The 24044-nt window shown below is 68.9% G+C and carries 17 protein-coding genes and 1 pseudogene; 8 read left to right on the forward strand and 10 right to left on the reverse strand.

The features are described 5' to 3' along the window. The first annotated feature begins 180 nt into the window (after positions 1-180). The 4 genes and pseudogenes from bioA (at position 181) to bioB (ending at position 4814) form a co-directional block, all read left to right on the forward strand. Positions 181-1527, forward strand: coding sequence for an adenosylmethionine--8-amino-7-oxononanoate transaminase (gene bioA, locus CFB43_RS16215; RefSeq protein ID WP_089495738.1), 1347 nt, complete (start codon positions 181-183; stop codon positions 1525-1527). Further along, a pseudogene (gene bioF / locus CFB43_RS16220) lies at positions 1524-2798 on the forward strand (8-amino-7-oxononanoate synthase); the annotation flags it as partial. The gene bioA and the pseudogene bioF, both read left to right, overlap by 4 nt. A gap of 218 nt (positions 2799-3016) precedes the next feature. Continuing rightward, on the forward strand, positions 3017-3736 hold the full coding sequence (gene bioD, locus CFB43_RS16225) for a dethiobiotin synthase (protein ID WP_089495740.1): 720 nt from the start codon (positions 3017-3019) through the stop codon (positions 3734-3736). Between the two features lie 55 nt (positions 3737-3791). Then, complete coding sequence (bioB, locus tag CFB43_RS16230; protein WP_089495741.1) at positions 3792-4814, forward strand: biotin synthase BioB; 1023 nt, start codon at positions 3792-3794, stop codon at positions 4812-4814. 196 nt (positions 4815-5010) lie between these two features. Here bioB and CFB43_RS16235 read toward each other — a convergent pair whose 3' ends face one another. Further along, a complete protein-coding gene (locus tag CFB43_RS16235; protein WP_089495742.1) occupies positions 5011-5736 on the reverse strand; it encodes a copper homeostasis protein CutC in 726 nt (241 codons plus the stop codon). Between the two features lie 95 nt (positions 5737-5831). Next, positions 5832-7118, reverse strand: coding sequence for a sensor domain-containing phosphodiesterase (locus CFB43_RS16240; RefSeq protein ID WP_039346416.1), 1287 nt, complete (start codon positions 7116-7118; stop codon positions 5832-5834). A 298-nt stretch (positions 7119-7416) separates the two neighbouring features. Between CFB43_RS16240 and CFB43_RS16245 the strand changes: the two genes are divergently transcribed. Then, complete coding sequence (locus CFB43_RS16245; protein ID WP_089495743.1) at positions 7417-9084, forward strand: Na+/H+ antiporter; 1668 nt, start codon at positions 7417-7419, stop codon at positions 9082-9084. 92 nt (positions 9085-9176) lie between these two features. On the opposite strand, the gene CFB43_RS16250 is transcribed toward CFB43_RS16245, so the two are convergent. Continuing rightward, positions 9177-12749: an indolepyruvate ferredoxin oxidoreductase family protein gene (locus tag CFB43_RS16250; protein ID WP_089495744.1), complete on the reverse strand. Its 3573-nt coding sequence runs from the start codon at positions 12747-12749 to the stop codon at positions 9177-9179. Positions 12750-14932: 2183 nt separating this feature from the next. Next, positions 14933-15490, reverse strand: coding sequence for a sugar O-acetyltransferase (locus tag CFB43_RS16255; RefSeq protein ID WP_089495745.1), 558 nt, complete (start codon positions 15488-15490; stop codon positions 14933-14935). 400 nt (positions 15491-15890) lie between these two features. Here CFB43_RS16255 and CFB43_RS16260 point away from each other — a divergent pair, with 400 nt between their 5' ends. Beyond that, positions 15891-16505, forward strand: a complete 615-nt coding sequence (locus CFB43_RS16260; RefSeq protein WP_089495746.1) for a glutathione S-transferase family protein — start codon at positions 15891-15893, stop codon at positions 16503-16505. Between the two features lie 52 nt (positions 16506-16557). Here the strand turns inward: CFB43_RS16260 and CFB43_RS16265 are convergent, their stop codons facing one another. Beyond that, positions 16558-17520 (reverse strand): ion channel, encoded by a 963-nt coding sequence (locus tag CFB43_RS16265; RefSeq protein ID WP_089495747.1) that lies wholly within the window; start codon positions 17518-17520, stop codon positions 16558-16560. A gap of 179 nt (positions 17521-17699) precedes the next feature. Beyond that, positions 17700-18719, reverse strand: coding sequence for a sulfate ABC transporter substrate-binding protein (locus CFB43_RS16270; protein WP_069249019.1), 1020 nt, complete (start codon positions 18717-18719; stop codon positions 17700-17702). Between the two features lie 452 nt (positions 18720-19171). Between CFB43_RS16270 and dapA the strand changes: the two genes are divergently transcribed. Next, on the forward strand, positions 19172-20065 hold the full coding sequence (gene dapA, locus CFB43_RS16280) for a 4-hydroxy-tetrahydrodipicolinate synthase (protein WP_089495748.1): 894 nt from the start codon (positions 19172-19174) through the stop codon (positions 20063-20065). Positions 20066-20121: 56 nt separating this feature from the next. Here the strand turns inward: dapA and CFB43_RS16285 are convergent, their stop codons facing one another. The 3 genes from CFB43_RS16285 to CFB43_RS16295 all read right to left on the reverse strand — a co-directional run bounded on the left by CFB43_RS16285 (position 20122) and on the right by CFB43_RS16295 (position 21867). Then, positions 20122-20502 (reverse strand): type II toxin-antitoxin system VapC family toxin, encoded by a 381-nt coding sequence (locus CFB43_RS16285; RefSeq protein WP_089495749.1) that lies wholly within the window; start codon positions 20500-20502, stop codon positions 20122-20124. Next, positions 20502-20711: a hypothetical protein gene (locus CFB43_RS16290; protein WP_089495750.1), complete on the reverse strand. Its 210-nt coding sequence runs from the start codon at positions 20709-20711 to the stop codon at positions 20502-20504. Before CFB43_RS16290 ends, CFB43_RS16285 begins: the two co-directional genes overlap by 1 nt. Before the next feature lie 115 nt (positions 20712-20826). Next, the gene (locus CFB43_RS16295) at positions 20827-21867 is read right to left on the reverse strand and encodes a LysR substrate-binding domain-containing protein (protein WP_089495751.1); all 1041 of its coding nucleotides are present in this window, start codon (positions 21865-21867) and stop codon (positions 20827-20829) included. Positions 21868-21973: 106 nt separating this feature from the next. On the opposite strand from CFB43_RS16295, the gene CFB43_RS16300 reads away from it, so the two are divergent. Beyond that, positions 21974-23245 (forward strand): MFS transporter, encoded by a 1272-nt coding sequence (locus CFB43_RS16300; protein ID WP_089495752.1) that lies wholly within the window; start codon positions 21974-21976, stop codon positions 23243-23245. Positions 23246-23301: 56 nt separating this feature from the next. On the opposite strand, the gene CFB43_RS16305 is transcribed toward CFB43_RS16300, so the two are convergent. Then, entirely contained in the window at positions 23302-23940 is a 639-nt protein-coding gene (locus tag CFB43_RS16305) for a glutathione S-transferase family protein (RefSeq protein ID WP_089495753.1), read from the reverse strand. Positions 23941-24044: the final 104 nt, after the last annotated feature.

The following is a 24044-nucleotide window of genomic DNA, read 5'->3' on the forward strand; positions in this document are numbered from 1 at the left end:
TCTGAACCGTACCGTCCCGAGCCGCCCCGATCTGCGCCAAACTCCCGCCCGGCAAGGCTTTGCGGTGTTTGTAACCGGTAGTGCAACGGGTCGCGGAACACGCTAATCTCAGCGCGTTTCGTATCTCGCCGCGCGGCATCCCGTCGATGCCGCGCAGCCGTTTTATCCCCCGGAGTCGCCTTGAGTACGCCAGCCACCGACGACTGGGTCGCGCGCAGCCTGCGCGCGGTCTGGCATCCCTGCACCCAGATGAAGCATCACGAGCGCCTGCCGCTTATCCCCGTCGCGCGCGGCGCGGGCCTGTGGCTGTACGATCGTGACGGCCGCCGCTACTTCGACGCGATCAGCTCGTGGTGGGTCAACCTGTTCGGCCATGCGAACCCGGACATCAACGCGGCGCTGAAGGACCAGCTCGACACGCTCGAGCACGCGATGCTCGCCGGCTGCACGCACGAGCCCGCGATCGCGCTCGCGGAGCGGCTGCACGCGCTCACCCAGCGCACGCTCGGCCATGCGTTCTTCGCGTCGGACGGCGCGTCGGCGGTCGAGATCGCGCTGAAGATGAGCTTCCACGCGTGGCGCAACCGCGGCCGCGCGAACAAGCAGGAATTCGTCTGCGTCGCCAACAGCTATCACGGCGAGACGATCGGCGCGCTCGGCGTGACCGACGTCGCGCTGTTCAAGGACGCGTACGACCCGCTGATCCGCCATGCGCACGTCGTCGCGTCACCCGACGCACGCGGCGCACTGCCGGGCGAAACGGCCGCCGACGTCGCGGGCCGCGCGCTCGCGGACGTGCGGCGCCTGTTCGTCGAACGCGGCGACCGGATCGCCGCGCTGATCGTCGAGCCGCTCGTGCAGTGCGCGGCCGGCATGGCGATGCACGATCCGTCGTACGTCCGCGGGCTGCGCGCGCTGTGCGACGAATTCGGCGTGCACCTGATCGCCGACGAGATCGCGGTCGGCTGCGGCCGCACCGGCACTTTCTTCGCGTGCGAGCAGGCCGGCGTGTGGCCCGATTTCCTGTGCCTGTCGAAAGGCATCAGCGGCGGCTACCTGCCGCTGTCGCTCGTGCTCACGCGCGACGACGTGTTCGCCGCGTTCTACGACGACGACACGACGCGCGGCTTCCTGCACTCGCATTCGTACACGGGCAACCCGCTCGCGTGCCGCGCGGCGGTCGCGACGCTCGACCTGTTCGCGCGCGACGACGTGCTCGCGGCCAATGCCCGCAAGTCGGCGACGCTGCGCGCCGCGCTCGCGCCGCTCGATGCGCACCCGCAGGTACGGCACCTGCGCGAGCGCGGCACGCTGTTCGCGTTCGACGTCGCGCTCGACGGCGACGTGGCGCGCGGCTTCTCGCGTCGCTTCTTCGAGCGCGCGCTGGAACGCGAGCTGCTGCTGCGCCCGATCGGCACGACCGTGTACCTGATGCCGCCGTACGTGATGAGCGACGACGACATCGCGTGGCTCGCGCAAAGCACGCGCGACACGCTCGATGCAACGCTCGCGGAGATCGCCGGATGACACAACAGCCCCCACACTCACTTCGTTCACTGCCCCCCGAGGGGGCGGCTGCCTCCCTTGGGGCGGCCCGGCGGGAGGCAGCGACGAACCCTCTGCTCGATACCCTGCAACGCGGCCTCGCCGCGCTCGACGCGCAAGGGCTGCGCCGCGTGCGCCGCACCGCCGACACCGCGTGCGATGCGCGCATGACCGTCGACGGTCGCGAAATCGTCGGCTTCGCGAGCAACGACTACCTCGGCCTCGCCGCGCATCCGGCGCTCGTCGCCGCGTTCGCCGACGGCGCGCAGCGCTACGGCTCCGGCAGCGGCGGCTCGCACCTGCTCGGCGGCCATTCGCGTGCGCATGCCACGCTCGAAGAAGAACTCGCGGCCTTCTCGGGCGGCTTCTCCGATGCACCGCGCGCGCTGTACTTCAGCACCGGCTACATGGCGAACCTCGCTGCGATGACGGCGCTCACCGGCAAGGGCGCGACGATCTTCTCCGACGCGCTGAACCACGCGTCGCTGATCGACGGCATGCGGCTGTCGCGCGCGAACGTGCAGGTCTATCCGCATGCGGACACGGCCGCGCTCGCCGCGTTGCTCGACGCATCGGATGCCGAAACGAAGCTGATCGTCAGCGACACGGTGTTCAGCATGGATGGCGACATCGCGCCGCTCGCCGAACTCGTCGCGCTGGCCGAACGCCACGGCGCGTGGCTCGTCGTCGACGATGCGCACGGCTTCGGCGTGCTCGGCCCGCAAGGCCGCGGCGCGCTCGCGGCCGCCGCGCTGCGCTCGCAGCATCTCGTGTACGTCGGCACGCTCGGCAAGGCCGCCGGCGTCGCGGGCGCGTTCGTGATCGCGCACGAGACCGTGATCGAATGGATGATCCAGCGCGCGCGCAGCTACATCTTCACGACGGCCGCGCCGCCGGCCGTCGCGCACGCGGTATCGGCCAGCCTGAAAGTGATCGCGGGCGACGAAGGCGACGCGCGACGCGCGCATCTCGCCGCGCTGATCGACCGCACGCGCGCGCTGCTACGCAACACGCGCTGGCAGCCGGTCGATTCGCACACGGCCGTGCAGCCGCTCGTGATCGGCAGCAATGACGCGACGCTCGCGGCGATGCGCGCGCTCGACGCGCACGGCCTGTGGGTGCCCGCGATCCGGCCGCCGACGGTGCCCGTCGGCACGTCGCGGCTGCGCGTGTCGCTGTCGGCCGCGCATTCGTTCGACGATCTCGCGCGACTCGAAGCCGCGCTGATCGAAGCCAGCGAAGCGCAGGCCGCGCAAGAGGAAGAACAGCCCCCACGCTCACTTCGTTCACTGTCGACCGGAGTTGGCGCGTCAGCGCTTACTCCGGTCCCATGCACGGCTCCCCCCGAGGGGGCTGCAGCCTCCCTTGGGGCGGCCCGGCGGGAAACAGAACCGCCCCCACGCTCACTTCGTTCGCTGCCCCCCGAGGGGGCTGCCGCCTCCCTTGGGGCGGCCCGGCGGGAGACTGCGGCATGACCGCCCCGCTCTCGCTGTTCGTTACCGGCACCGACACCGAAATCGGCAAGACCTTCGTGTCGGCCGCGATGCTGCACGGCTTCGCGCGGCATGGCCTGCGCGCGGCCGCGCTGAAACCCGTCGCGGCCGGCGCGTATGAACGCGACGGCGTGTGGCGCAACGAGGACGCCGACCAGCTCGACGCGGCCGCGAACGTCGTGCTGCCGCCCGAGCTGCGCACGCCGTTCCTGCTGAAGGCACCGGCCGCGCCGCATATCGTCGCCGCACAGGAAGGCGTGACGCTCGACATCGACACGATCGTCGCGTGCCATCGCGAAGCGCTGACGCGCGCGGAGATCGTCGTCGTCGAAGGCGCCGGCGGCTTCCGCGTGCCGATGAACGACACGCAGGACATGGCCGATCTCGCGGTCGCGCTCGGCGTGCCGGTCGTGCTCGTGGTCGGCGTGCGGCTCGGCTGCATCAACCACGCGCTGCTCACCGCCGACGCGATCGCCGCGCGCGGCCTCACGCTCGCCGGCTGGGTCGCGAACCACGTCGACCCGGCGATGTCGTTCCCCGATGAAAACATCGCGACGATGCGCGACTGGCTCGCGCGCGAGCATGGCGCGCCGCTGCTCGGCCGCATTCCGCACCTGAGCCCGGCCGCCCCCGAATCCGCCGCGGCGATGCTCGACATCGCCGCGCTCGTCGAGACGCTGCGCACCGCGCGGCATTGACCAACCGAAACAGATCCCCCCGATCCCTCATCCCCGACCAGGACAGGAAAACGATATGACCCAAGCCCAGACCGCCGCCACCGTGCATCCCGACGCGATTCCCGTGGCCGCTCCGGTCTCGCAGCGCTGGCGCGTCGCCGACGTCGTCGCGCTGTTCGAGCTGCCGTTCAACGACCTGCTCTTCCGCGCGCAGCAGGTGCACCGCGAGCACTTCGACGCGAACGCGGTGCAGCTGTCGACGCTGCTGTCGATCAAGACGGGCGGCTGCGAGGAAGATTGCGGCTATTGCTCGCAGTCGTCGCACCACGACACAGGCCTGAAGGCCGAGAAGCTGATGGACGTCGACGCGGTGCTCGACGCCGCGCGCGCGGCGAAGGCGAACGGCGCGAGCCGCTTCTGCATGGGCGCCGCGTGGCGCAACCCGAAGGAGCGCCACATGCCGGCGCTGACCGAGATGGTGCGCGGCGTGAAGGAACTCGGCCTCGAGACCTGCATGACGCTCGGCATGCTGGAAGACGAGCAGGCGCAGGAACTCGCGAGCGCGGGCCTCGACTACTACAACCACAACCTCGACACGTCGCCGGAGTTCTACGGCCAGGTGATCTCGACGCGCACTTACCAGGATCGCCTCGACACGCTCGACCGCGTGCGTGACGCGGGCATCAACGTGTGCTGCGGCGGCATCATCGGCATGGGCGAATCGCGCCGCGAACGCGCGGGCCTGATCTCGCAGCTCGCGAACCTGAACCCGTACCCGGATTCGGTGCCGATCAACAACCTCGTCGCGATCGAAGGCACGCCGCTCGAAGGCACCGCGCCGCTCGACCCGTTCGAATTCGTGCGCACGATCGCGGTGGCGCGGATCACGATGCCGAAGGCCGTGGTGCGCCTGTCGGCCGGCCGCGAGCAGCTCGACGACGGGCTGCAGGCGCTGTGCTTCCTCGCCGGCGCGAACTCGATGTTCTACGGCGACCAGCTGCTGACGACGAGCAACCCGCAGTCGCAGAAAGACCGCGCGCTGTTCGAACGCCTCGGGATCCGTTCGAGCGATGCGGACGCGATGACGGCGAACGCGTAAGCGGCAGCATCGCGTACCCACGAAAAAGCCGGGGCATGCCCCGGCTTTTCTTCACCCGATCGTCTGCACCGGATAGACTCGCGCGCCGTCCCGCGTGGCGAATGTCACGCCCGTCATGTGGCCCGCCCTTCCGGATGGCGTACCGGTGTGTCGTATCGGCACGTACGGCAGCGGCCGCTGCCCGCTGCGGTGCGCGTCACACGTGTGCCGCCGCGCCGTCGATCGCCGCGCGCACGCGCTCGACGAGTGATTGATCGACCGGCGCCAGCACCTCGCCGCGCGGCCGCACACCCGAGCCGACATGCACCGCGCGCACGCCGGTCGCGCGGACGAAATCGCCGACCGCATCGACCGTGAGCCCCGAGCCGGCCAGCACCGTGCAGGTCGAGCCTGCCGCCTGCCGCGCGAGCCGCGTGATCGTCGGGACCGCGTCGAGCACCGATGGATGGCCGCCCGACGTCAGCACCGACGTGACGGCCGGCACGCGCAACAGCGCGTCGAAGGCGGCATTGAGGTCGCGCGACACGTCGAACGCGCGGTGGAAGGTCAGCGCGCGGCCGTCCGCCGCGGCCGCGATGCGCGCCAGCGCGCCGAGATCGACGTCGCCGCGTGCGTCGAGCGCGCCGAACACGACGCCGTTCGCCCCGGCCGCGACGGCTGCACGCACGTCGCGTTCGATCACGCGGAGATCGTCGACGTCATAGACGAACGACCGGCTGTGCGGTCGCACGATCACGTTGACGGGAATCGGCACGGCGGCCACGACGGCTTCGATCAGGCCGACGCTCGGCGTCAGCCCGCCCTCGGTGATCGCGGTCACGAGTTCGAGGCGGTCGGCGCCCGCGCGGGCGGCGGCCTGCGCATCGCCGACGGTCGTGGCGATCACTTCGAGGAGAACGGAGGAAGCGGCGTTTCGGTTCATGGGCGGCCCGCGAATCGTCAGGACAATTCGCGCATCCTAGCCGAGCCGCGTGACGGACGCCAGCGTGCCGGCGGCCGCCCGTGATGCGCGCGGCGCTAGCCGGCGTCCGCTTCGTCGTCGCGCCAGTCGATATCGCCGCACAGCACGCGCTGCGCATCGCCGATGCGCACGGCCACCGACAGCGTCACGCACGGCTGCGCCTCGTTGATCGACAGGTACGGCCGCGTGACCTGCACGCGCCCAGGCTCGGCGATCGCCGAGCGGAAATACGGCCGGCGCAGCCAGTTCGCGCCCTGCGCGTCCGCCAGCGGCGAGAAGCGCGCCTCGGCGAGCGCGCGGTCGGCGCGCAGCACGACGTTGCGGCCCGACTGGCGGCCGTGCGCGTCGAGCAGGAAGCAGCGCGCGGCCGCGTCGAGCGCGAGGAAGTTCCAGCACACCTCGTCGAGCGGCTCGCCGGCCGCGAGACGCTCGGCCGCACGTTCGAACGCGCGCAGGTACGGCGCGAGCCGCTGCGCATCGCGCCGCTCGCGCGCGTCGGTCTGCTGCCGGAAGCGCTCGGTCAGCTCGCCGATGCACCCCGTCGCGGCCGCGCTGTCCGGCAGCCCCGGCGCCGGCCGGCCGAAGTAGTAGCCCTGCACGAAATCGGCCTCGCACGACAGCGCGATCTGCGCCTCGTGCTCGGTCTCGATGCCCTCGACGAGCACCAGCTTGCCGGCCTCGTGCAGCAGCGTCACGAGCCCGTGCAGGATCGCGGTGAGCCCGGTGCGGTGCGCCGCGTGCGACAGCATGATCCGGTCGAGCTTCACGATGTCCGGGTTCAGTTGCCAGATCCGCTCGAGGTTCGAGTGGCCCGCGCCGAAATCGTCGAGCGCGATCAGGAAGCCGTGCGTGCGGAATTCGCGCACGGCCTCGGCGAGCCGCTCGACGTCTTCCGCGCGCTGCTCGAGCACTTCGAGCACGACGCGGCGCGGCGGCATGCCGAGCCGCTTCAGGTTCGCGAGCAGCGCGGCCGCCTGGAACGGGTCGGTGAGCACGCCCGGATGCACGTTGAGGAACAGCCACTCGCGCTCGGCGCCGAGCAGCGCGAAGTTCTCGAGATGCAGCGCCTGCGCGAGCCGGTCGAGCTGCAGCAGCTCGCCCTGGCGCGCGGCTTCGCCGAACACGTCGAGCGGCGACACCGCGCGATCGAGCGCATCGTGCGCGCGCAGCAGCGCCTCGTAGCCCACCGCACGCTGGTGCGACAGGCTGAAAATCGGCTGGAATACGGTCGTGAGCGTCATGTCGCGGTGCTGCGTCGCCAGACGTTCGAAGCCGGAACTCACCTCCCGCTCGAACCGGTACGGCGACGCGGCGGCCGGACGCTCCTGTTGCACGATCGTCATGCCTTCCTCCTGGTATTGCCTTCGAACGCGGCGCCCGACGAAGCGAGCGGCGCGTGCAATGTCATTGGTTGGACCCTCGGTTGTCCGGTCGACGCCGGACGGCTGCCGAACCTCAAGCAAGCTCCGTGCAAGGCGCCGACAGCCCGTGCGCCGCACGGCTCGCGCCGGGTTGCCGCACCATCCCGGCGCAGGTCGCGCGCACCGTTTTCGTGCACACGCACCGGCCGCTCGAACGCAGCCGTCACGCCAGCACGCTACACTCCGTACGATCGTTTCATTCCCCGTATTCGCCGTATCGATGGAAATCGTCTTCACCGTCCTGATCCTGCTGCTGACCGTCGCGCTGTCCGGCGCCGTCACGCGCAACCTGCCGTTCCAACTGCCGTTGCCGCTGATGCAGATCGCGTTCGGCGCGATGCTCGCGTGGCCGAAGCTGAACCTGCACGTCACGTTCGATCCCGAAATCTTCATGCTGCTGTTCATTCCGCCGCTGCTGTTCGCGGACGGCTGGCGGATTCCGAAGCGCGAGCTGTACCTGCAGCGCCGCGCGATCCTGATGCTCGCATTCGGGCTCGTGTTCATGACGGTACTCGCAGTGGGCTACTTCGCGCACTGGCTGATACCCGAGTTGCCGCTGCCGATCGCGTTCGCGCTCGCGGCCGTGCTGTCGCCGACCGACGCGGTCGCGTTGTCCGGTATCGCCGGCAAGGGCCGGATCCCGCCGCAACTGATGCACATCCTAGAAGGCGAGGCGCTGATGAACGACGCGTCCGGCCTCGTCGCGCTGAAATTCGCGATCGCGGCCGCGCTGACGGGCATGTTCTCGCTGCGCGACGCGTCGGTCACGTTCGTGATCGTCGCGGCCGGCGGGCTCGCGACGGGCGCGATCGTGTCGTGGGCGTTCAGCGCGCTGTCGACGCGTTTCCTGAACGCCGAGCAGGAAGGCGATCCGGCCCCCGGCATCGTGATGACGCTGCTCGTGCCGTTCGCGGCCTACCTGTTCGCCGAGCACCTCGACCTGTCGGGCGTGCTGGCGGCCGTGTCGGCCGGGATGATGATGAACTACACGAGCTTCTCGCGTAAAAGCACCGTCGCATCGCGCGTGCGCGCCGAAAGCACGTGGGCGATGATCGAGTTCGTGTTCAACGGCATGGTGTTCATCATGCTCGGGCTGCAACTGCCGCACATCATCGGCCGCACGCTCGTCGACGCGCACCACACGAGCGACGCGCTCGTCGGCCGGATGATCTTCAACGTCTGCGCGATGATGCTCGCGCTGTATGCGATCCGCTTCCTGTGGGTCTGGCTGCTGCGCTGGTTCGCGAGCCGACGCGCCGCCCGCCACGGCCTCGCGGGCACGATGGCCGGCGTGCGCACGATCGCGGTGATGACGGTCGGCGGCGTACGCGGCGCGGTCACGCTCGCCGGCGTGCTGTCGATTCCGGTCGCGCTGTCCGACGGCGTGCCGCTGCCGGGCCGCGATACGGCGATCTTCGTCGCGTCGGCCGTGATCCTCGGCTCGCTCGTCGTCGCGGTGATCGGCCTGCCGCTGCTGCTGCGCGGCGTGCGTTCGTCGCGCAGCCCGCTCGGCGACGAGGAGCGCGCCGCGCGCGCGGCCGCCGCGCAGGCCGCGATCCGCGCGATCGACTCGTCGCACGACGCGATCTCGGTCGATCTCGACGAATCGGGCGCCGCACGCTGCGCGGACATCTCCGCACGCGTGATGGACCAGTACCGCCGCCGCCTCGCGACGCTCGCCGAGGACGGCCCCACGCCGCGCGCGGAAGCGAAGCAGGCCGAAACGATGGAACTGCAGATGCGGATCGCGGCCGTGCGCGCGGAACGCTCCGCGCTGTACCGGCTGCGCAGCGAAAGCAAGATTTCCGACGAGACGCTGACGAAGCTGCTCCGCGAGATCGACCTGTCGGAAACCGCGCTGTCGACGCGCAAGAAGGGCATTCTCTAAAGGGCCGGCCGCTGCCCGTACGCGGCAGCCGGCGCCCAAGAAAAAACGGCGACGCACACGCGTCGCCGTTTTCACATCCGCCCGCGCTCGCGTTACTTCGCGACGACGACCGGAATCCCCTTCAGCATCCCCGCGCCCTTCATCTCGTCGAGCGCGTGCTGCACGGCCGCGCTCGTCGCCGCTTCGATGCCGAGCTGCAATGCGAGCTCGCGCTCCGCGCGCTTCACGCCGGCGAGATTGCGCACCTTCACGTGCCCGAAGCCGCGCACACGTGCATGCAGATCGGCCAGTTGCGTGACCTGCGCCGCATTGCCGGCCGTCATCGCGGCGAGCGCACGCGCGAGCGTCGTCTCGTAGTCGTCGGCGAGCGCACGCTCCATCTTGCGCTCGACAGTGCGGCCGAACGGATCGAGCCACGTGCCGCGCAGGCTGCGCACGCGCGCCAGCATGCCGAACACCGGCCACATCCACTGGCCGAACACCCGCTTCTTCGGTGCGCTGCCGTCGCGGCCGGCCTTCGCGACCGTCGGCGGCGCCAGGTTGAACTTCACGCGATAGGCCTGCCCCGGCACGCCTTCGAACTGCGCTTCGAGCGCCGTGCGGAACGCGTCGTCCGCGTACAGCCGCGCGACCTCGTATTCATCCTTCACCGCGAGCAGCCGGTAGAACGTCGTCGCGACCGCGCGCGTCAGCGCGTCGTCACCCTTCGCACGCGCCGCGCTCACGAGCGTACGGTAGCGCTCGACATAGCGTGCGCCGCCGTACGCGTCGAGACGCGCTTCGCGATCGGCGATCAGCTCGGCGAGCGTCTCCGGCGCGGCATGCGCGGCCACCGTGTGACGCGCGTTCCACAACGCATCGAGGCCCGCCGCGTCGCCGGCCGCCATCCGGCCGATCGAGAACGCGAGCTTGTTCATCGGCACCGCGACGTTGTTCAGCTCGATCGCACGCATCATCGCCGCGAGCGACACCGGTACGAGGCCGAGCTGCCATGCATAGCCGAGCATCAGGATGTTCGCGCCGATCGAGTCGCCGAGGAACTTCGCGGCGAGCGCCTGCGCGTCGCAGCTCGACAGGAAGCCGTCGCCGGCCGCGTGGCGCATTTTCTCGAGCAGCGCGTCCGCATGCAGGTTCGCATCGGGGTTCTGCACGAACGACGCGTTCGGGATCCGGTGCGTATTGACGACGATCCGCGAACGCTCGTGACGCACCGTCTGCAGCGCCTCGGCGCTTGCGCCGACGACCATGTCGCACGCGAGCAGCACGTCGGCCTGCTGCGTGTCGATACGCACCTGGTTCAGCCACCGGTCGCTCGACGCGATCCGCACGAACGACAGCACCGAGCCGCCCTTCTGCGCGAAGCCCATGAAGTCGAGCACCGACGCGCTCTTGCCTTCGAGGTGCGCGGCCATGCTGATCAGCGCGCCGACCGTCACCACGCCCGTGCCGCCGACGCCCGTCACGAGCATGTCGAACGGCGCCGCGTCGAGATGCGTCGCCGGCACCGGCAGCGCGTCGACCCGCACGGCAAGCGCGGCCTCGTCGAATGCGGCACCGGCGGCCTTCTTCAGCGCCGCGCCTTCGACCGTCACGAAGCTCGGGCAGAAGCCGTTCACACACGAGTAGTCCTTGTTGCACGACGACTGGTCGATGCGGCGCTTGCGGCCGAGCGGTGTTTCGAGCGGCTCGACCGACAGGCAGTTCGACTGCACGCCGCAATCGCCGCAGCCTTCGCACACGGCGTCGTTGATGAACAGGCGCTTGTCCGGGTCGGGGAATTCGCCCTTCTTGCGGCGGCGGCGCTTCTCGGCCGCGCAGGTCTGGTCGTAGATCAGCACGGTGACGCCCGGCGTCTCGCGCAGCTCGCGCTGCACGGTGTCGAGTTCGCTGCGGTGATGGAACGTCGTGCCCGTCGGGAACTGGCCGTGATGACCGTCGTACTTCTCCGGCTCGTCGGACACGACGACGAAGCGCGACACGCCTTCCGCCTCGACCTGCCGCGCGATCTGCGGCACCGAGATGCTGCCGTCGACCGGCTGGCCGCCCGTCATCGCGACCGCGTCGTTGTAGAGGATCTTGTACGTGATGTTCGCTTTCGCGGCCACGGCCTGGCGGATCGCGAGGATGCCCGAGTGGAAGTAGGTGCCGTCGCCGAGGTTCTGGAACACGTGCTTCGTGTTGGTGAACATCGCGTGCGCGGCCCAGTCGACGCCCTCGCCGCCCATCTGGATCAGCCCCGTCGTGTCGCGCTCCATCCACGACGCCATGAAGTGGCAGCCGATGCCGGCCTGCGCGATCGAGCCTTCCGGCACCTTCGTCGACGTGTTGTGCGGGCAGCCCGAGCAGAAATACGGCGTGCGCTTCACCGCGTCCGCCTCGTTCGACAGGATCTGCGGCGCGACGAGATCGACCACGCGCTCGCGGCGGTCGAGCGCCGGCTTGTGGCGCGCGAGCCAGTCGGCGAACACCGGCAGGATGCGCGACGGGCGCAGCTCGCCGAGCTCGGACAGCAGGCAGGCGCCGGCGGCGTCGTGCTTGCCGAGCACGCGCGGGCGCGCGCCTTCCGTGCGGTTGTACAGGTAGTCCTTGATCTGCTGCTCGATGACCGGGCCCTTCTCCTCGATCACGAGCACTTCGGCCAGGCCGTCGACGAAGGTTTCGACGCGCGTCATCTCGAGCGGATACGACAGGCCGACCTTGTAGATCCGCACGCCGGCCGCGTCGAGATCGGCCACCGTCAGGTCGAGGCGGCGCAGCGCTTCCATCAGGTCGAGGTGCGCCTTGCCGCAGGTCACGATGCCGACGTTCGCCTGCGCGCTCGGCGCGATCCACTTGTCGATGCTGTTGGTGCGCGCGAAATGGCGCACCGCGTCGAGCTTCGCGGCGAGGCGCGCCTCGATCGTGAGGCTCGGCAGATCGGGCCAGCGGTTGTGCAGGCCGCCCGCCGGCGGTGTGAAGCCTTCCGGCGCCGGCCACTGCGTCTGCAGCGCGTCGAGGTCGACGGTCGAGCCCGATTCGACCGTTTCCGAGATCGCCTTGAAACCGACCCACGCGCCCGAGTAGCGCGACAGCGCCCAGCCGTACAGGCCGAATTCGAGCATGTCGGCGATGTTCGCCGGGTTCACGACCGGCATGTGCCACGCGATCATCGCGAAGTCGCTCTGGTGCGGCATCGACGACGACACGCAGCCGTGGTCGTCGCCCGCGACGACGAGCACGCCGCCATGCGGCGACGAGCCGTACGCGTTGCCGTGCTTCAGCGCGTCGCCGGCGCGATCGACGCCCGGCCCCTTGCCATACCACATCGCATACACGCCCTCGACCGTGCGCTCGGGATCGGCCTCGACCCGCTGCGTGCCGAGCACGGCCGTGCCGCCGAGTTCCTCGTTGATCGCGGGCAGGAAGCGCACGCCGCCGGCGTCGAGCAGCTTCTTCGCCTTCCACAGCTGCTGGTCGACCATGCCGAGCGGCGAGCCGCGATAGCCGCTGACGAAGCCGGCCGTGTTGAGCCCCTGTTCGACGTCGACCGTGCGCTGCATCAGCAGCAGGCGGACCAGCGCCTGCGTGCCGGTCAGGAAGATCCGGCCGCGCGTCGCGGTCAGGTTGTCGGTCAGGCGGTAGTCGGACAGGGCAGGCGTGCCATCGACGGGCAGGCGGGCAGTCATGGGGGGATGTCTCCGGATTGTGCTGTTCTGGGCTGCTCGGCAGGGCGTCGGGCGACGCGTGACTGGCGGCAGCGAATGGCTCTATTTTTTCGCGCGCAGCCGAGAATGTTTTTTCTCATCTTGCTCGGGCGGGCCCTCTGTGAGAAAAACTGCGCACCTTTTTGGCGGGATTTGAGAGAGTTTTCGCGCACGGCGGTCGGGCGGGATGGGCGACGCGTCGGGGTGGGCGGGTCGCTTGTCGGGGAAACGCGTGGCGGTCCGACGGTGGCCCCGGGTAGGGGGCGGATGGCGCTCGTGCCCCGTGCGACAAGCGTTTCAGCACTTCGTGGCGGTGACCCTCACCATTGAAATGCACAGCGTTGCGATTGGTCGGCGGCGCGGGATGTCCACAACGCCGCGCCCCTCGGCCGACCGGGCTCGCGCGCTCACCGTTCGATTGCACAGCGTTTCGAGTGGCGTGGAGGCCGGGATGTCCACATCGTTGGCGGCATGCGTTTGGCGCTTGCCTCGACGCTCACCGTCGAAATTCACAGCGCGGCGAGTGGATTTCGGCTGCGGATATCCACATCGGTGAGGGCGTGTTGCGTCGATCGGCGGCTCGCCTTCGGCGTTCGAATGCTCAGGGTCGTGAGTGAGTTTGTCGGCTGGAAAGGCGTGCGGAAACATGCATGCCGGGCAAGTGCAGACTCGCGCTCATGGTGGAAGTACGTTGGGTCGCGAGTGGGTTTATCAGCCGGAAAGGCACGCTGGAACACGCATGCTGCGCAATCGCGGGCCTGCACTCACCGTGGAAATACACCGGGTCGCGAGCGGGACGATCCGCCGGACGGGCGCCCTGGTGCACGCATGCCGCACCATCGCGGACTCACACTCACCGTGGAAATACACCGGGTCGCGTGTGGGTTTATCGGCCGGACGGGCACGCTGGAACCCGCATGCTGAACAACCGCGGGCTCCCGCTCACCATGGAAATGCATTGGGTCGAGAGCGGGCCTATCGGCCGAACAGGCAGGCCGGAACCCGCATGCTGCGCAATCGCGGATTCACACACTCCGCAGAAGTACACACGGGGGCACGAGCAGGTTTATCGGCCGGGCATGTACGCCGCAACGCGCATGCGGCACAATCGCGGGCTCGCGTTCACCGTTGAAATACACAGGGCTTCGAGTGTCCACAACAGCGGTTATCCACGCCCGATCCGGCATTGCCGACCAGCCACGCGGGCACCCTCACCGTTGAAAACCACAGCGCGTCGAGTGGTCCGCGACGCAGGATATCCACATGCATGCGCATCTACCAATGCGATGACGGATGCGCGCCGCGGAAGGCGAGACCGGCCGGCAATCCTTGCTGGCAAAGGCTCATCGGCCGATCGGGTACTGCCGCTCACCGTCGAAATGCACAGTGTCGCGAGTCGTTTCGGTGATCGGATATCCACACGGGGGCTTGCGTTGGCCCCGCTCGCACGCTCGCGTCCGAACCGGACATGCACGCCACTTCGGACGGAACCGCTGGCGGAACGATCGCATCTTGCCGCGCCGACCACCGCTCGCGTATTCGCGCTCGCCGCTGCATTGCGCAGCGTTTCGAGTCGCTTGCGAACGCGGCGAGGCGCCGCGAAATCTGCATGTTGCAGACCACGCACCCGCACTCGCCGTTAAAATGCACGGCCTTCCGGGTGACAGCCGGAACCGGATCTCCACATCGCGGCACGCACGCGGTTCCGCCAAGCATGCGCGCGTTCGGCTAGAATGCGCGACGCCTCGAACCACGCAAAGACCGGTAAGCCGCGCCAGGAAAGGCGCATCGCCCGATCGGACGCGGCCCCTCACCGTTGAATTCCACAGCATTTCGCGTCGTTTCGCGGGCGAGTTGTCCACAACCCGCTTCATGCGTTCCGTATCATCCGGTGACCCTCACCTGTGAAATGCACAGGGCGCCGAGTCGTTTCGGCGTGAGGATATCCACAACCGATCACGCGGCGCGACTTTCTTCCAACCATCGACCGGAACGGCCCGCGCATCCGCCAACCGCTATCGGGCATTTGCCAGAAAGCCGCATCCAGACTGCCTCGGCGGCGCCCTCACCATTCAAATGCACAGTGTTTCGAGTCGCCTCGGGGGTCGGTTATCCACATCCGCCCATCCCGGCTGCCTCGAATGGGCAAGCGTCCTCGCGTCGGATTACTCGACAATCGACCGGATGACCGCCGCCGGATTGCCGCCGACCAGCACATTCGGCGGAACATCCCGCGTGACGACGGCGCCGGCCGCGACCACCGAGTTTTCGCCCACCGTCACACCGCCGATGATCGTCGCGCCGGCGCCGATCCAGACGTTCCGTTCGATCACGATCGGCTTCGCGACGACGAAGTCGCGCCGCCGCGAAGGTTCGACGGGATGGCCGGACGTGATGAGGCTGACGTTCGGCCCGATCATCACGTCATCGCCGATCTCGAGCCCGCCAAGATCGTAGAACGTGCAGTTCTGGTTGATGAACACATTGCGCCCGAGCGTCATGCCGGTGCCGCCCGTCGCATGGAACGGCGGGATCAACACGAAGCCGTCATCCACCTGCGTGCCGATCAGCTCTCCGAATAATGTGCGCACCTCGGCGGCATCGTCGAACGTCAGGCGATTGATCCGCGCGGCGATCGACATCGCCCGCTTGACTTCGGCCACCATCGCCGCCGATTCCGGCGTTCTTCTCGGAATGATCGTGGTGCAATCGTCGTTTGCCATGCGTGAGTTGTCTCCCATGATTTCCCTGTTTCGCGATGCATCGGCGCTTGCGGAAGGATGCCGGTGTTGGCGTGTGCGCGGACGCTGCGGGCTCCGTGATGCCGTGTGCGGGATGCCAGCCAATACCGGGATTTCCGCAAAATTTATAACTAGTTTAAATATAACTAGTCATAACCAAACCTTCTTGTGTCGTAAGGCTTTGCCCGGCCTTCTGCCTGATTCACGCCCGACACATAACGCATCGGGTCATCACACGCAGATAGCCGCGCGCGGCGGGAAGCCCCTCGCCGGGCGCCCCTAGCCAGGCGCCCCTAGCCCGGCGCCCCTGTCCGAACCGCCGCTGCTCGGGTACGCTGGAGCATCCACCGGACCGACAGTTGCACCCCAACGCGGAGGCAAGATGAAGCTCTACTATTGGCCGAAGACCCGGGCATTCCGGGCCTTGTGGATGCTCGAAGAACTCGGCGTGGTGTACGAACTCGTGCCGATCGACCTGCGTTCGCACGAACAGGGCAGCGACGCGTTCGTGCAGGTCAACCCGATGGCCAAGCTGCCCGCACTCGACGACGGCAGCATGCCGTTCGCCGAATCGGGCGCCGTGCTGCTCTATCTTGCCGACCGCTGCCCGGCTGCCGGGCTCGGCGTCGCGCCCGACGATCCGCTGCGCGGCCGTTTCCTCCAATGGATGTTCTTCACGCCGACCTGCCTCGAACCGGCGATGGCCGAAAAATTCACCGGCGCGTCGGGAAATCCGGTCGCGTTCGGCTGGGGCAACATCACGCGCGTGCAGCGCGCACTCGCGCAAGCGCTCGCCCATCGTCCGTGGCTCGTCGGCGACCGCTTCACGGCGGCCGACCTGCTGCTCGCCAGCACGCTGAAGATCGCCTTCGACGCGCATCTGCTGCCGCACGAAGGCGTGCTCGGCGACTACGTCGCGCGCGCCGAGGATCGCGACGCATTCCGCCGCGCGGTCGCGATCGAACAGCGCGAAGCGGCGCGCCTGCTGCATGCGTGACGTGTAGACGCGTCGCTCGGGGGCGGCACGACCGGCCCGCCCGCGAGCGCCGCTACGCGGCCGGGCCCGACGTCGCGGCGCCGGCGTTGACCACCGCACCCGGCGAGCCGCGCTCGTCGGTATCGGCGTCGACCGGCACCACCTCATGAAAATGCGTGTAGTCGATGTGCGTGATGCCGTCTTCGTCGTGCATCAGGTCGACATAGCGGTGACGCCAGCGGATCTCGTCATGCTCCCACGAGTGACGCGCCTGCATCACCTGCGCGGTCGTCTCGTCCGAGCCTTCGATCGTGATCAGTAACGACGCGTCGCGCGCGGCGAGCGATTCGGGCGTCTCGCCGAACAGCGCGCTCGATTCGTCGATCACGTGCATCAGGTTCCAGCCGAGCAGGAAGATCGGATGCTCGCTGCGCACGAGCGCCAGGTCGTGGATCTTGCGCAACGTGTAGCCCTCGTGCGTGCCTTCGACGCGCATCAGCCGCAGTTTCGCCTGCGCCTCGGCAATCACGTTCTGGCGCGCATTCGCGGCGCGCACCATCAGCGTCATCCTGCCGTTCAACGGCCGGACGATCGCGTAGCGTGCGAACAGGATCTTCGCCTGCGGCCGCGAAAACCGCGCGAACACGAGCCCCGTGGCCATCGCAATGCCCGACATCCCGACGAAGATCTCGAACGTCGCGACCAGGTGCGCATAGACGGTCTGCGGGTGCATGTCGCCATAGCCGACGGTCGCGAGTGTCTCGACACTGAAGAAGAACGCGCCGCCGAAGCCGGCCGGCGACTGGTTCGCGATCGGCGCATGGCCAAGCAGGTAGAGCGTCGCGAAGGCGCCATTGAGCAGCAGGAACAGCACGGCGAGCGACAGGAAGAATACGGGCCAGCTCACCGTCAGCGCGCGGTGATAGAGGTCGCGCCAGCCGAGCGGCGGCATCCCGTACGCAATCACCGGGCGGGTGCCCGACCAGAGCTTGCGGCCACGGCCGCGGGAGGCTGAGGAGGACGAATCGACGTTCATCGCGCGGTGCCGGAAACAGGGAGGCGATGAGCGTAGCACGCGCGGCGGCGGCCGGGTATGCGTGCCGGTTCGGAATGGAAATCCGTCGCGCCACCGGCCGCGCGGCGCAAAAAAAACCGGCCGCGGAAGCGGCCGGCTGCATCGTCGGCGGATGGGCGAGGGCGCGCTGCGCGCGGCGCTCACTTGCGGTCGACGATCACCTGGTCGAACGTGCCGCCGTCCGCGAAGTGCGTCTTCTGCGCGTTCGCCCAGCTGCCGAAGACCTGCTCGACGCTGAACGTCTTCAGCGACTTGAATTCGGCCGCATGCTTCTTCAGCACGTTCGCGTCGCGCGGGCGCAAATGGTGTTGCGCGATGATTTCCTGCGCTTCCGGCGTGTACAGGTAGTCGAGATACGCCTGCGCGACCTTGCGCGTGCCCTTCTTGTCGACGACCTTGTCGACGACGGCGACGGGCGGCTCCGCGAGGATGCTCGCCGACGGATACACCGCGTCGAACTGCGCGCCCGATGCGCCGGTGTCCATCAGCGCGACTTCGTTCTCGAACGTGACCAGCACGTCGCCGATGCCGCGCTGCGTGAACGTCGTCGTCGCGCCGCGGCCGCCGGAGTCGAGCACCGGCACGTTGCGGAAGATCGCCTTCTCGAAGTCGATCGCCTGCTGGTCGGTCGCGCCCTTCTGCTTCTGGAAGCCCCACGCGGCCAGATACGCATAGCGGCCGTTGCCCGACGTCTTCGGGTTCGCGATGATCACCTGGACACCCGGCTTCGCGAGATCGCTCCAGTCCTTGATCGCCTTCGGGTTGCCCTTGCGCACCAGGAACACCATCGTGGTCGAGTACGGCGAGCTGTTGTCCGGGAAACGCGCGCGCCAGTCCTTCGGCAGCAGCTGGCCACGCTCGGCGAGCAGGTCGATGTCGTTCGGCTGGTTCATCGTCACGACGTCGGCCTGCAGCCCTTGCAGCACCGACAGCGCCTGCGCGCTCGACGCGCCGTGCGACTGCTTGATCGCGACCGTCTCGCCGGTCTTCTGCTTGTAGGCAGCGGCGAAACCCGCGTTGATGTCCTTGTACAGTTCGCGCGTCACGTCGTACGACACGTTCAGGATCGACGTATCCGCGTGCGCGGCCGTTGCCGCCACGACCAGCGCCGCCGCCGCGCCCGTGTGCAGCCAGCGGCCGATCCCCTTCATGCTTGCCATCGTGATATGCCCCGTTTCCAGTGGTGGTGAATGTGCGTGACGGCACGCGTACGCGCTGTCATCGAAACGTAAGCGGGCATTCTAGCGGCCGGGCGCGGCGCGCTTTCCAATCAGTCGTGGAAAGCAAATCTCGAATCCTGCTAAACGACGGCAGGCGCTCGCGCGCGGATCGGAACCGGTGTTAAGATCGCCGCTCAGCCCATTTCCCGGTTCCTCCATGTCCGCTGCCCTGCGCTCGCTTCCGATCCTCGCCGCCGTCGCGGCAGGTGCGCGCGCGGCCGGGCTGAAACTGAAAAAACGACTCCTCGACTGACGGGGACGTCGCGTCCCGTCAGGCGAATGCCGGACGGGATGCCCGCAGGTCGTTTCTTTCTCCTTGCTCGCACGCCTCGCTCCGGCTCTCCGCCGGCGGAACGGTTCCTTCCCACTCCGTTTCCACCCTGAGGCTTTGCATGAACACACGTTTCGAAGGTATCTGGCTGCCGATCATCACGCCGTTCCACCACGGCGAAGTCGACCATGCCGCGCTCGCGCGACTCGCGCGCCACTATGCGGCCGCGGGCCTCGCGGGCTTCGTCGCGGGCGCGACGACCGGCGAAGGCGTGCTGCTCGACGCGCGCGAACAGGACGCGGTGTTCGCGACGCTGCGCGACGCGGCACCCGGGCTGCCGATCGTCGTCGGGCTGACCGCGAGCGCGACGCATTTCGCGGCTGCCCGTGCGCGCGAACTCGCGGCGCTGCGGCCTGACGGGCTGCTCGTCACGCCGCCCGTCTACGTGCGGCCGACGCAGGACGGCATCCGCCGCCACGTCGAGGCGATCGTCGACGCGGCCGACCTGCCGGTGCTCGTCTACAACATCCCATACCGCACCGGCGTGAACGTCGAACTGGACACGCTGCAGACGCTCGCGCGCGACCCGCGCGTCGCGGGCATCAAGGAATGCGGCGGCACGCTCGACCGGATGAGCCGGCTCGTGCACGACACGCCGCTCGCGATCCTGTCCGGCGACGACAACCAGAACTTCGCGGCGATGTGCACCGGTGCGCACGGCGCGATCGCGAGCAGCGCGCACGTGCTGCCCGAATGGCATGTGCGCATCCACGCGCTGCTGCGCGACGGCCGGCTCGCCGATGCGCGGCGCCTGTCGGTCGCGCTGCGGCCGCTCGTCGCGGCGCTGTTCGCGGAGCCGAACCCGGCGCCGGTGAAGGCCGTGCTGGCCGCGCAAGGGTGGTGCGAGGACGGGTTGCGGCTGCCGTTCGTGCCGGCGAGTGAAGGGTTGAAGGAGCGGCTGGCGGCCATTTGTGCGGAACTGGACGAAATCGAGCCGGACGTCGCGGCCGCATGAACCGCGACGCCACATGACGTGCAGGCGACCGATCGATTTCGCCCCGACAGATTGCTTCAAACTGTCAGAACGAGAGACCGGTCGTACCGCGCGAGATAGGCATCGGCCGTCACGAGCTGAAGCGGCTCGTGACGAGCCTGCGCGACCAGCAAGCGATCGAATGGATCACGATGGTGGTGCGGCAAATCACGGACCGCGGCCCCATGCGCGGCCCGAACCGGTAGCTCGCGAATCCCGCTCGAGCCGATCGCTCCGATCAGCTTGCCGACGTCGATATCGAGCTTCCCCAGGCCGGCCTTGATGGCGGCCTCCCAGATACTCGCGCTGCTGACGAAACGGTCATCGGCGGCCGAGATCAGCCGGCGCGCCGTTGCGCTCAGCCTGGGGTCATTGGTCACGATCCACAAAAAGATGTGCGTATCGAGCAACAGCCGCATCAGCGCCCTTCGAAGGCATCCAGCAGGTAATCGGGCAGCGGGGCATCGAAATCGTCCGCGATCCACGCCTGCCCTTGCAGGATACCGAACCGAACAGGCGGATCGCCAGGCACGAGTCGATCAGTTGACGCCCCGTCACCGCGGATCGTGACATCTGCCCTTTGGGCCGGATCGGCCGCACTGGCGCCGGGCGTATTTGCGTTTCGCATGATGACCTCCGTTTCAAGTGATCATCACTGTAGTCAGGTTCACCTGATCGATCCATTCGACCGATCGGCAGAGGGAGTGCCGAACAACACCCTGCCACGGCAATCGAAGGTTTCGTCACGCCGCCAGCGCCACCCCCGTCCCCTCCGTCGCATCCCGCACCGCCTGCTTCACGATCCGCGCGAGCCGATCGACGGTCGGCGTCGCCGACGACGTGCGCCGCAGCAAGATCAGCGGCAAACTCGGCAGCGCCGGCAACCCGCACGAAGCCGCATCGAGCACGCGCACTGACGCGGGCAGCCCGTACTGCGAGCGCACCGTCAGCCCGAGGCCGGCCGCCGCCGCGGCCCATAGCCCGGCGAGACTGGGGGTCGTGAACGCAACGCGCCACGGCACGCCCGCGCGATCGAGCGCGCCGGTCGCCGCGCCGAAGAATCGGCACGGCCGGTCGAACACGACGAGTGGCAGCGGCTCGCCTGGCGCGCGCACCGCATCGCCGCCTGTTTCGTCCGCGCCGCCCTCCTTCTCCGCACCGCCGCCCGGCACGCCGAAGCCGCCCGCCGCCCCCACCCACTGCATCGGCACCTGCGCGATCGCTTCGCTGTCGATCCCCGCGCGCGCCACCAGCGCCGCCGACGCCGGGTCACCCCACACCAGCGCGAGATCGAGCTGGTTCGCGTCGAGCCGGTCGAGCAAGTCGGCATTGCGCGCCACGCGCGCCTCGATCCGCACCTTCGGATGCGCACGCGCGAACCGCCCGAGCACGTCGGGCAGAATCGCCTCGCCGAAATCCTCCTGCAGCCCGACCCGCACCCAGCCGTCGAGATTCATGCCGCGCACGGCCGCGGCCGCCTCGTCGTTCAGCTCGATCATCCGCCGCGCATAGCGCAGCATCGCGTCGCCGGCATCGGTCAGCGCCAGCCCGCGCCCCGCCTTCACGAACAGCGGCGTGCCGGCCTGCTCCTCGAGCTTGCGAATCTGCGCGCTCACCGCCGACGACGAGCGCGCGACGCGGTCGGCCGCTTTCGCAAAACTGCCGAGATCCACCCCGGCGACGAGGCTGCGCAGCGCCGCCACGTCGAAGTTGGGCCGGGCCAGCGTGGCATCGGCCGGCGCGAGCGACGCGCCGTCGTCGTGTGGAATGTCTTGTCCGGACATCTCAATCATCCTGTTTTATCGAACGATTCATCAAGAACTTTCCGATTTTCAGGATTAATGTAGGTTGCCAGACTGTGGATGTCAATTTCCACCCGGGCCTGCCGTCATGGATACCTCGTGCATCGCTTCCCCCTCCTCGCCCGCCCGCGACGTGCGCGGCGCGGCTCATCGCTGGCGCGTGCTGGCGGCCGGCGTCGCCGCGAACATGAGCTTTTCGGCCGCGGCGGCCGGCATTCCGACCACGGCTGTGTGGATGCGCACGGCCTATCACCTCGACAACGGCGCGCTCGGCCTCGTGCTCGGCGCGCTCGGCTTCGGCGTCGCGCTGTCCGAGCTGCCTTGGGGGATGGCCGCCGACCGCTTCGGCGACCGCCGCGTGCTGCTCGCCGGGCTCGTCGCGACGGCCGCGATGTTCGCGCTGATGGTGGGCACGATCGTCCCGACCACGCACGGCGTGCCGCCGCTGATGCGCGTCGTCGCGGCGATGTGCTGCGTCGGCCTGCTCGGCGGCAGCGTGAACGGGTCGAGCGGGCGCGCGGTGATGCGCTGGTTCGGCGAGCGCGAACGCGGGCTCGCGATGAGCATCCGCCAGACGGCCGTGCCGCTCGGCGGCGGCATCGGCGCGGCGCTGCTGCCGTCGCTCGCGTCGCATATCGGCTTTGCCGCGGTATTCGGCGCGCTGATGCTGCTGTGCGCGGGATCGGCCGCGCTCACCTGGCGCTGGCTGCATGAGCCGCCGGCCGAACCGGCCGTGATGCACCCGGCCACGCATCGCCCCGTCGAGCGGCAGCCGTCCGCGCATCAGGGGCGCAACCCGCTCGCGAGCGGCCCCGTGTGGCGCATCGTGCTCGGCATCGGCCTGCTGTGCGCGCCGCAGTTCGCGGTGCTCACGTTCGCGACGGTGTTCCTGCACGACTTCGGCCGGCTCGGCCTCGCCGGCATCAGCGCGGCGATGGTCACGCTGCAGCTGGGCGCGATGGTGATGCGCGTGTGGAGCGGCCGTCATACCGATCGGCACGGCAACCGGCGCGCGTATCTGCGCGGATCGGTATTCGTCGCGGCCGGCTCGTTCGCGCTGCTCGCAGCCGCAACGGCTGGCCATGCGCACGTGCCGCTCGCCGCGATCGTCGCGATTCTCGTGTTCGCCGGCATCTGCGTGTCCGCGTGGCACGGCGTCGCGTACACGGAGCTCGCGACGCTCGCGGGCGCGAATCAGGCGGGCACCGCACTCGGAATGGCCAATACCATCGTCTACCTCGGGCTGTTCGCGACGCCACTCGCGATTCCACCGCTGCTCGCGGTCAGTTCGTGGAGTGTCGTGTGGCTCGCGGCCGCGCTGGTCGCCGGCGCGACCTATCCGCTGTTCGCCGCGAAATAGCAGCCGCACGTCTCAGGCCGGCGTCGCCGCGCACGCCACGACGCCCGCGCAATCCGTCAGACCGCCTCGCGCGCCAGCGCACGCCGCGACGCCGGCCGCTCGGCCTCGCGCTGCGCGTGGGCAGTCCAAGCCGCATGCCGCGTCATGTCGAGCCCGATCGCGACGCCCCAGCGATACAGCACGAACAGGAACGGATCGACGATCGAATGCGCACCCGGCTCGGCCCATGTGCGGCCGTCGGCGAGCGCGGCTTCGATCGTTTCGTTCGCGGCTTCGATGGTGCGTCGCCCGTGCGCGCTGACCTCGCCATGCAGGGCCGGATCGCCGATGAAGCGGCCCGGCCGCCACAGCGCGCCATAGCCGACGCCATGCACCCAGCCGACCAGCCAGGCGAGCCATTCGTGGCACCGTGCCTCGCGCAGCGGATCGCCGAGCGGCAGCAATTGCGCATCGGGATAACGGCGCGCGAGATACGTGAGGATCGCCGGCGTTTCGGTCAGCACGTGCGGCTCGCCTGGAATCGCGAGCACCGGCACGCGCGCCTTCGCGTTGATCGCGAGATAGCGCGCCTCGAGATTCTGCTGCTTCTGCACGGAGACGATCTCGACGTCGAACGGCGCGCCGGTTTCCTCCAGGGCGATGTGGGCGGCAAGCGAGCAGGCGCCCGGCGAAAGATAGAGACGATAGGCGTTCATGGTGGGGGGCCCGACGAGGCTGTGGAAGACGGAACCGAGTGTAGGAACGCGTGCCTGCCCGCCGCAAACGATGAATTGTCGTGCTCGGACATTAGTGTTACTAA

Origin of the sequence: Burkholderia sp. AU15512 (assembly GCF_002223325.1) — a bacterium.
GTDB lineage: Bacteria > Pseudomonadota > Gammaproteobacteria > Burkholderiales > Burkholderiaceae > Burkholderia.

Bases quoted from the DNA above. Each gene is read 5' to 3' on its own strand.
- bioD (WP_089495740.1), top strand. From the start codon at position 3,017: ATGACCGCCCCGCTCTCGCTGTTCGTTACCGGCACCGACACCGAAATC.
- bioB (WP_089495741.1), top strand. From the start codon at position 3,792: ATGACCCAAGCCCAGACCGCCGCCACCGTGCATCCCGACGCGATTCCC.
- CFB43_RS16235 (WP_089495742.1), bottom strand. From the start codon at position 5,736: ATGAACCGAAACGCCGCTTCCTCCGTTCTCCTCGAAGTGATCGCCACG.
- CFB43_RS16240 (WP_039346416.1), bottom strand. From the start codon at position 7,118: ATGACGATCGTGCAACAGGAGCGTCCGGCCGCCGCGTCGCCGTACCGG.
- CFB43_RS16245 (WP_089495743.1), top strand. From the start codon at position 7,417: ATGGAAATCGTCTTCACCGTCCTGATCCTGCTGCTGACCGTCGCGCTG.
- CFB43_RS16250 (WP_089495744.1), bottom strand. From the start codon at position 12,749: ATGACTGCCCGCCTGCCCGTCGATGGCACGCCTGCCCTGTCCGACTAC.
- CFB43_RS16255 (WP_089495745.1), bottom strand. From the start codon at position 15,490: ATGGCAAACGACGATTGCACCACGATCATTCCGAGAAGAACGCCGGAA.
- CFB43_RS16260 (WP_089495746.1), top strand. From the start codon at position 15,891: ATGAAGCTCTACTATTGGCCGAAGACCCGGGCATTCCGGGCCTTGTGG.
- CFB43_RS16265 (WP_089495747.1), bottom strand. From the start codon at position 17,520: ATGAACGTCGATTCGTCCTCCTCAGCCTCCCGCGGCCGTGGCCGCAAG.
- CFB43_RS16270 (WP_069249019.1), bottom strand. From the start codon at position 18,719: ATGGCAAGCATGAAGGGGATCGGCCGCTGGCTGCACACGGGCGCGGCG.
- dapA (WP_089495748.1), top strand. From the start codon at position 19,172: ATGAACACACGTTTCGAAGGTATCTGGCTGCCGATCATCACGCCGTTC.
- CFB43_RS16285 (WP_089495749.1), bottom strand. From the start codon at position 20,502: ATGCGGCTGTTGCTCGATACGCACATCTTTTTGTGGATCGTGACCAAT.
- CFB43_RS16290 (WP_089495750.1), bottom strand. From the start codon at position 20,711: ATGCGAAACGCAAATACGCCCGGCGCCAGTGCGGCCGATCCGGCCCAA.
- CFB43_RS16295 (WP_089495751.1), bottom strand. From the start codon at position 21,867: ATGTCCGGACAAGACATTCCACACGACGACGGCGCGTCGCTCGCGCCG.
- CFB43_RS16300 (WP_089495752.1), top strand. From the start codon at position 21,974: ATGGATACCTCGTGCATCGCTTCCCCCTCCTCGCCCGCCCGCGACGTG.
- CFB43_RS16305 (WP_089495753.1), bottom strand. From the start codon at position 23,940: ATGAACGCCTATCGTCTCTATCTTTCGCCGGGCGCCTGCTCGCTTGCC.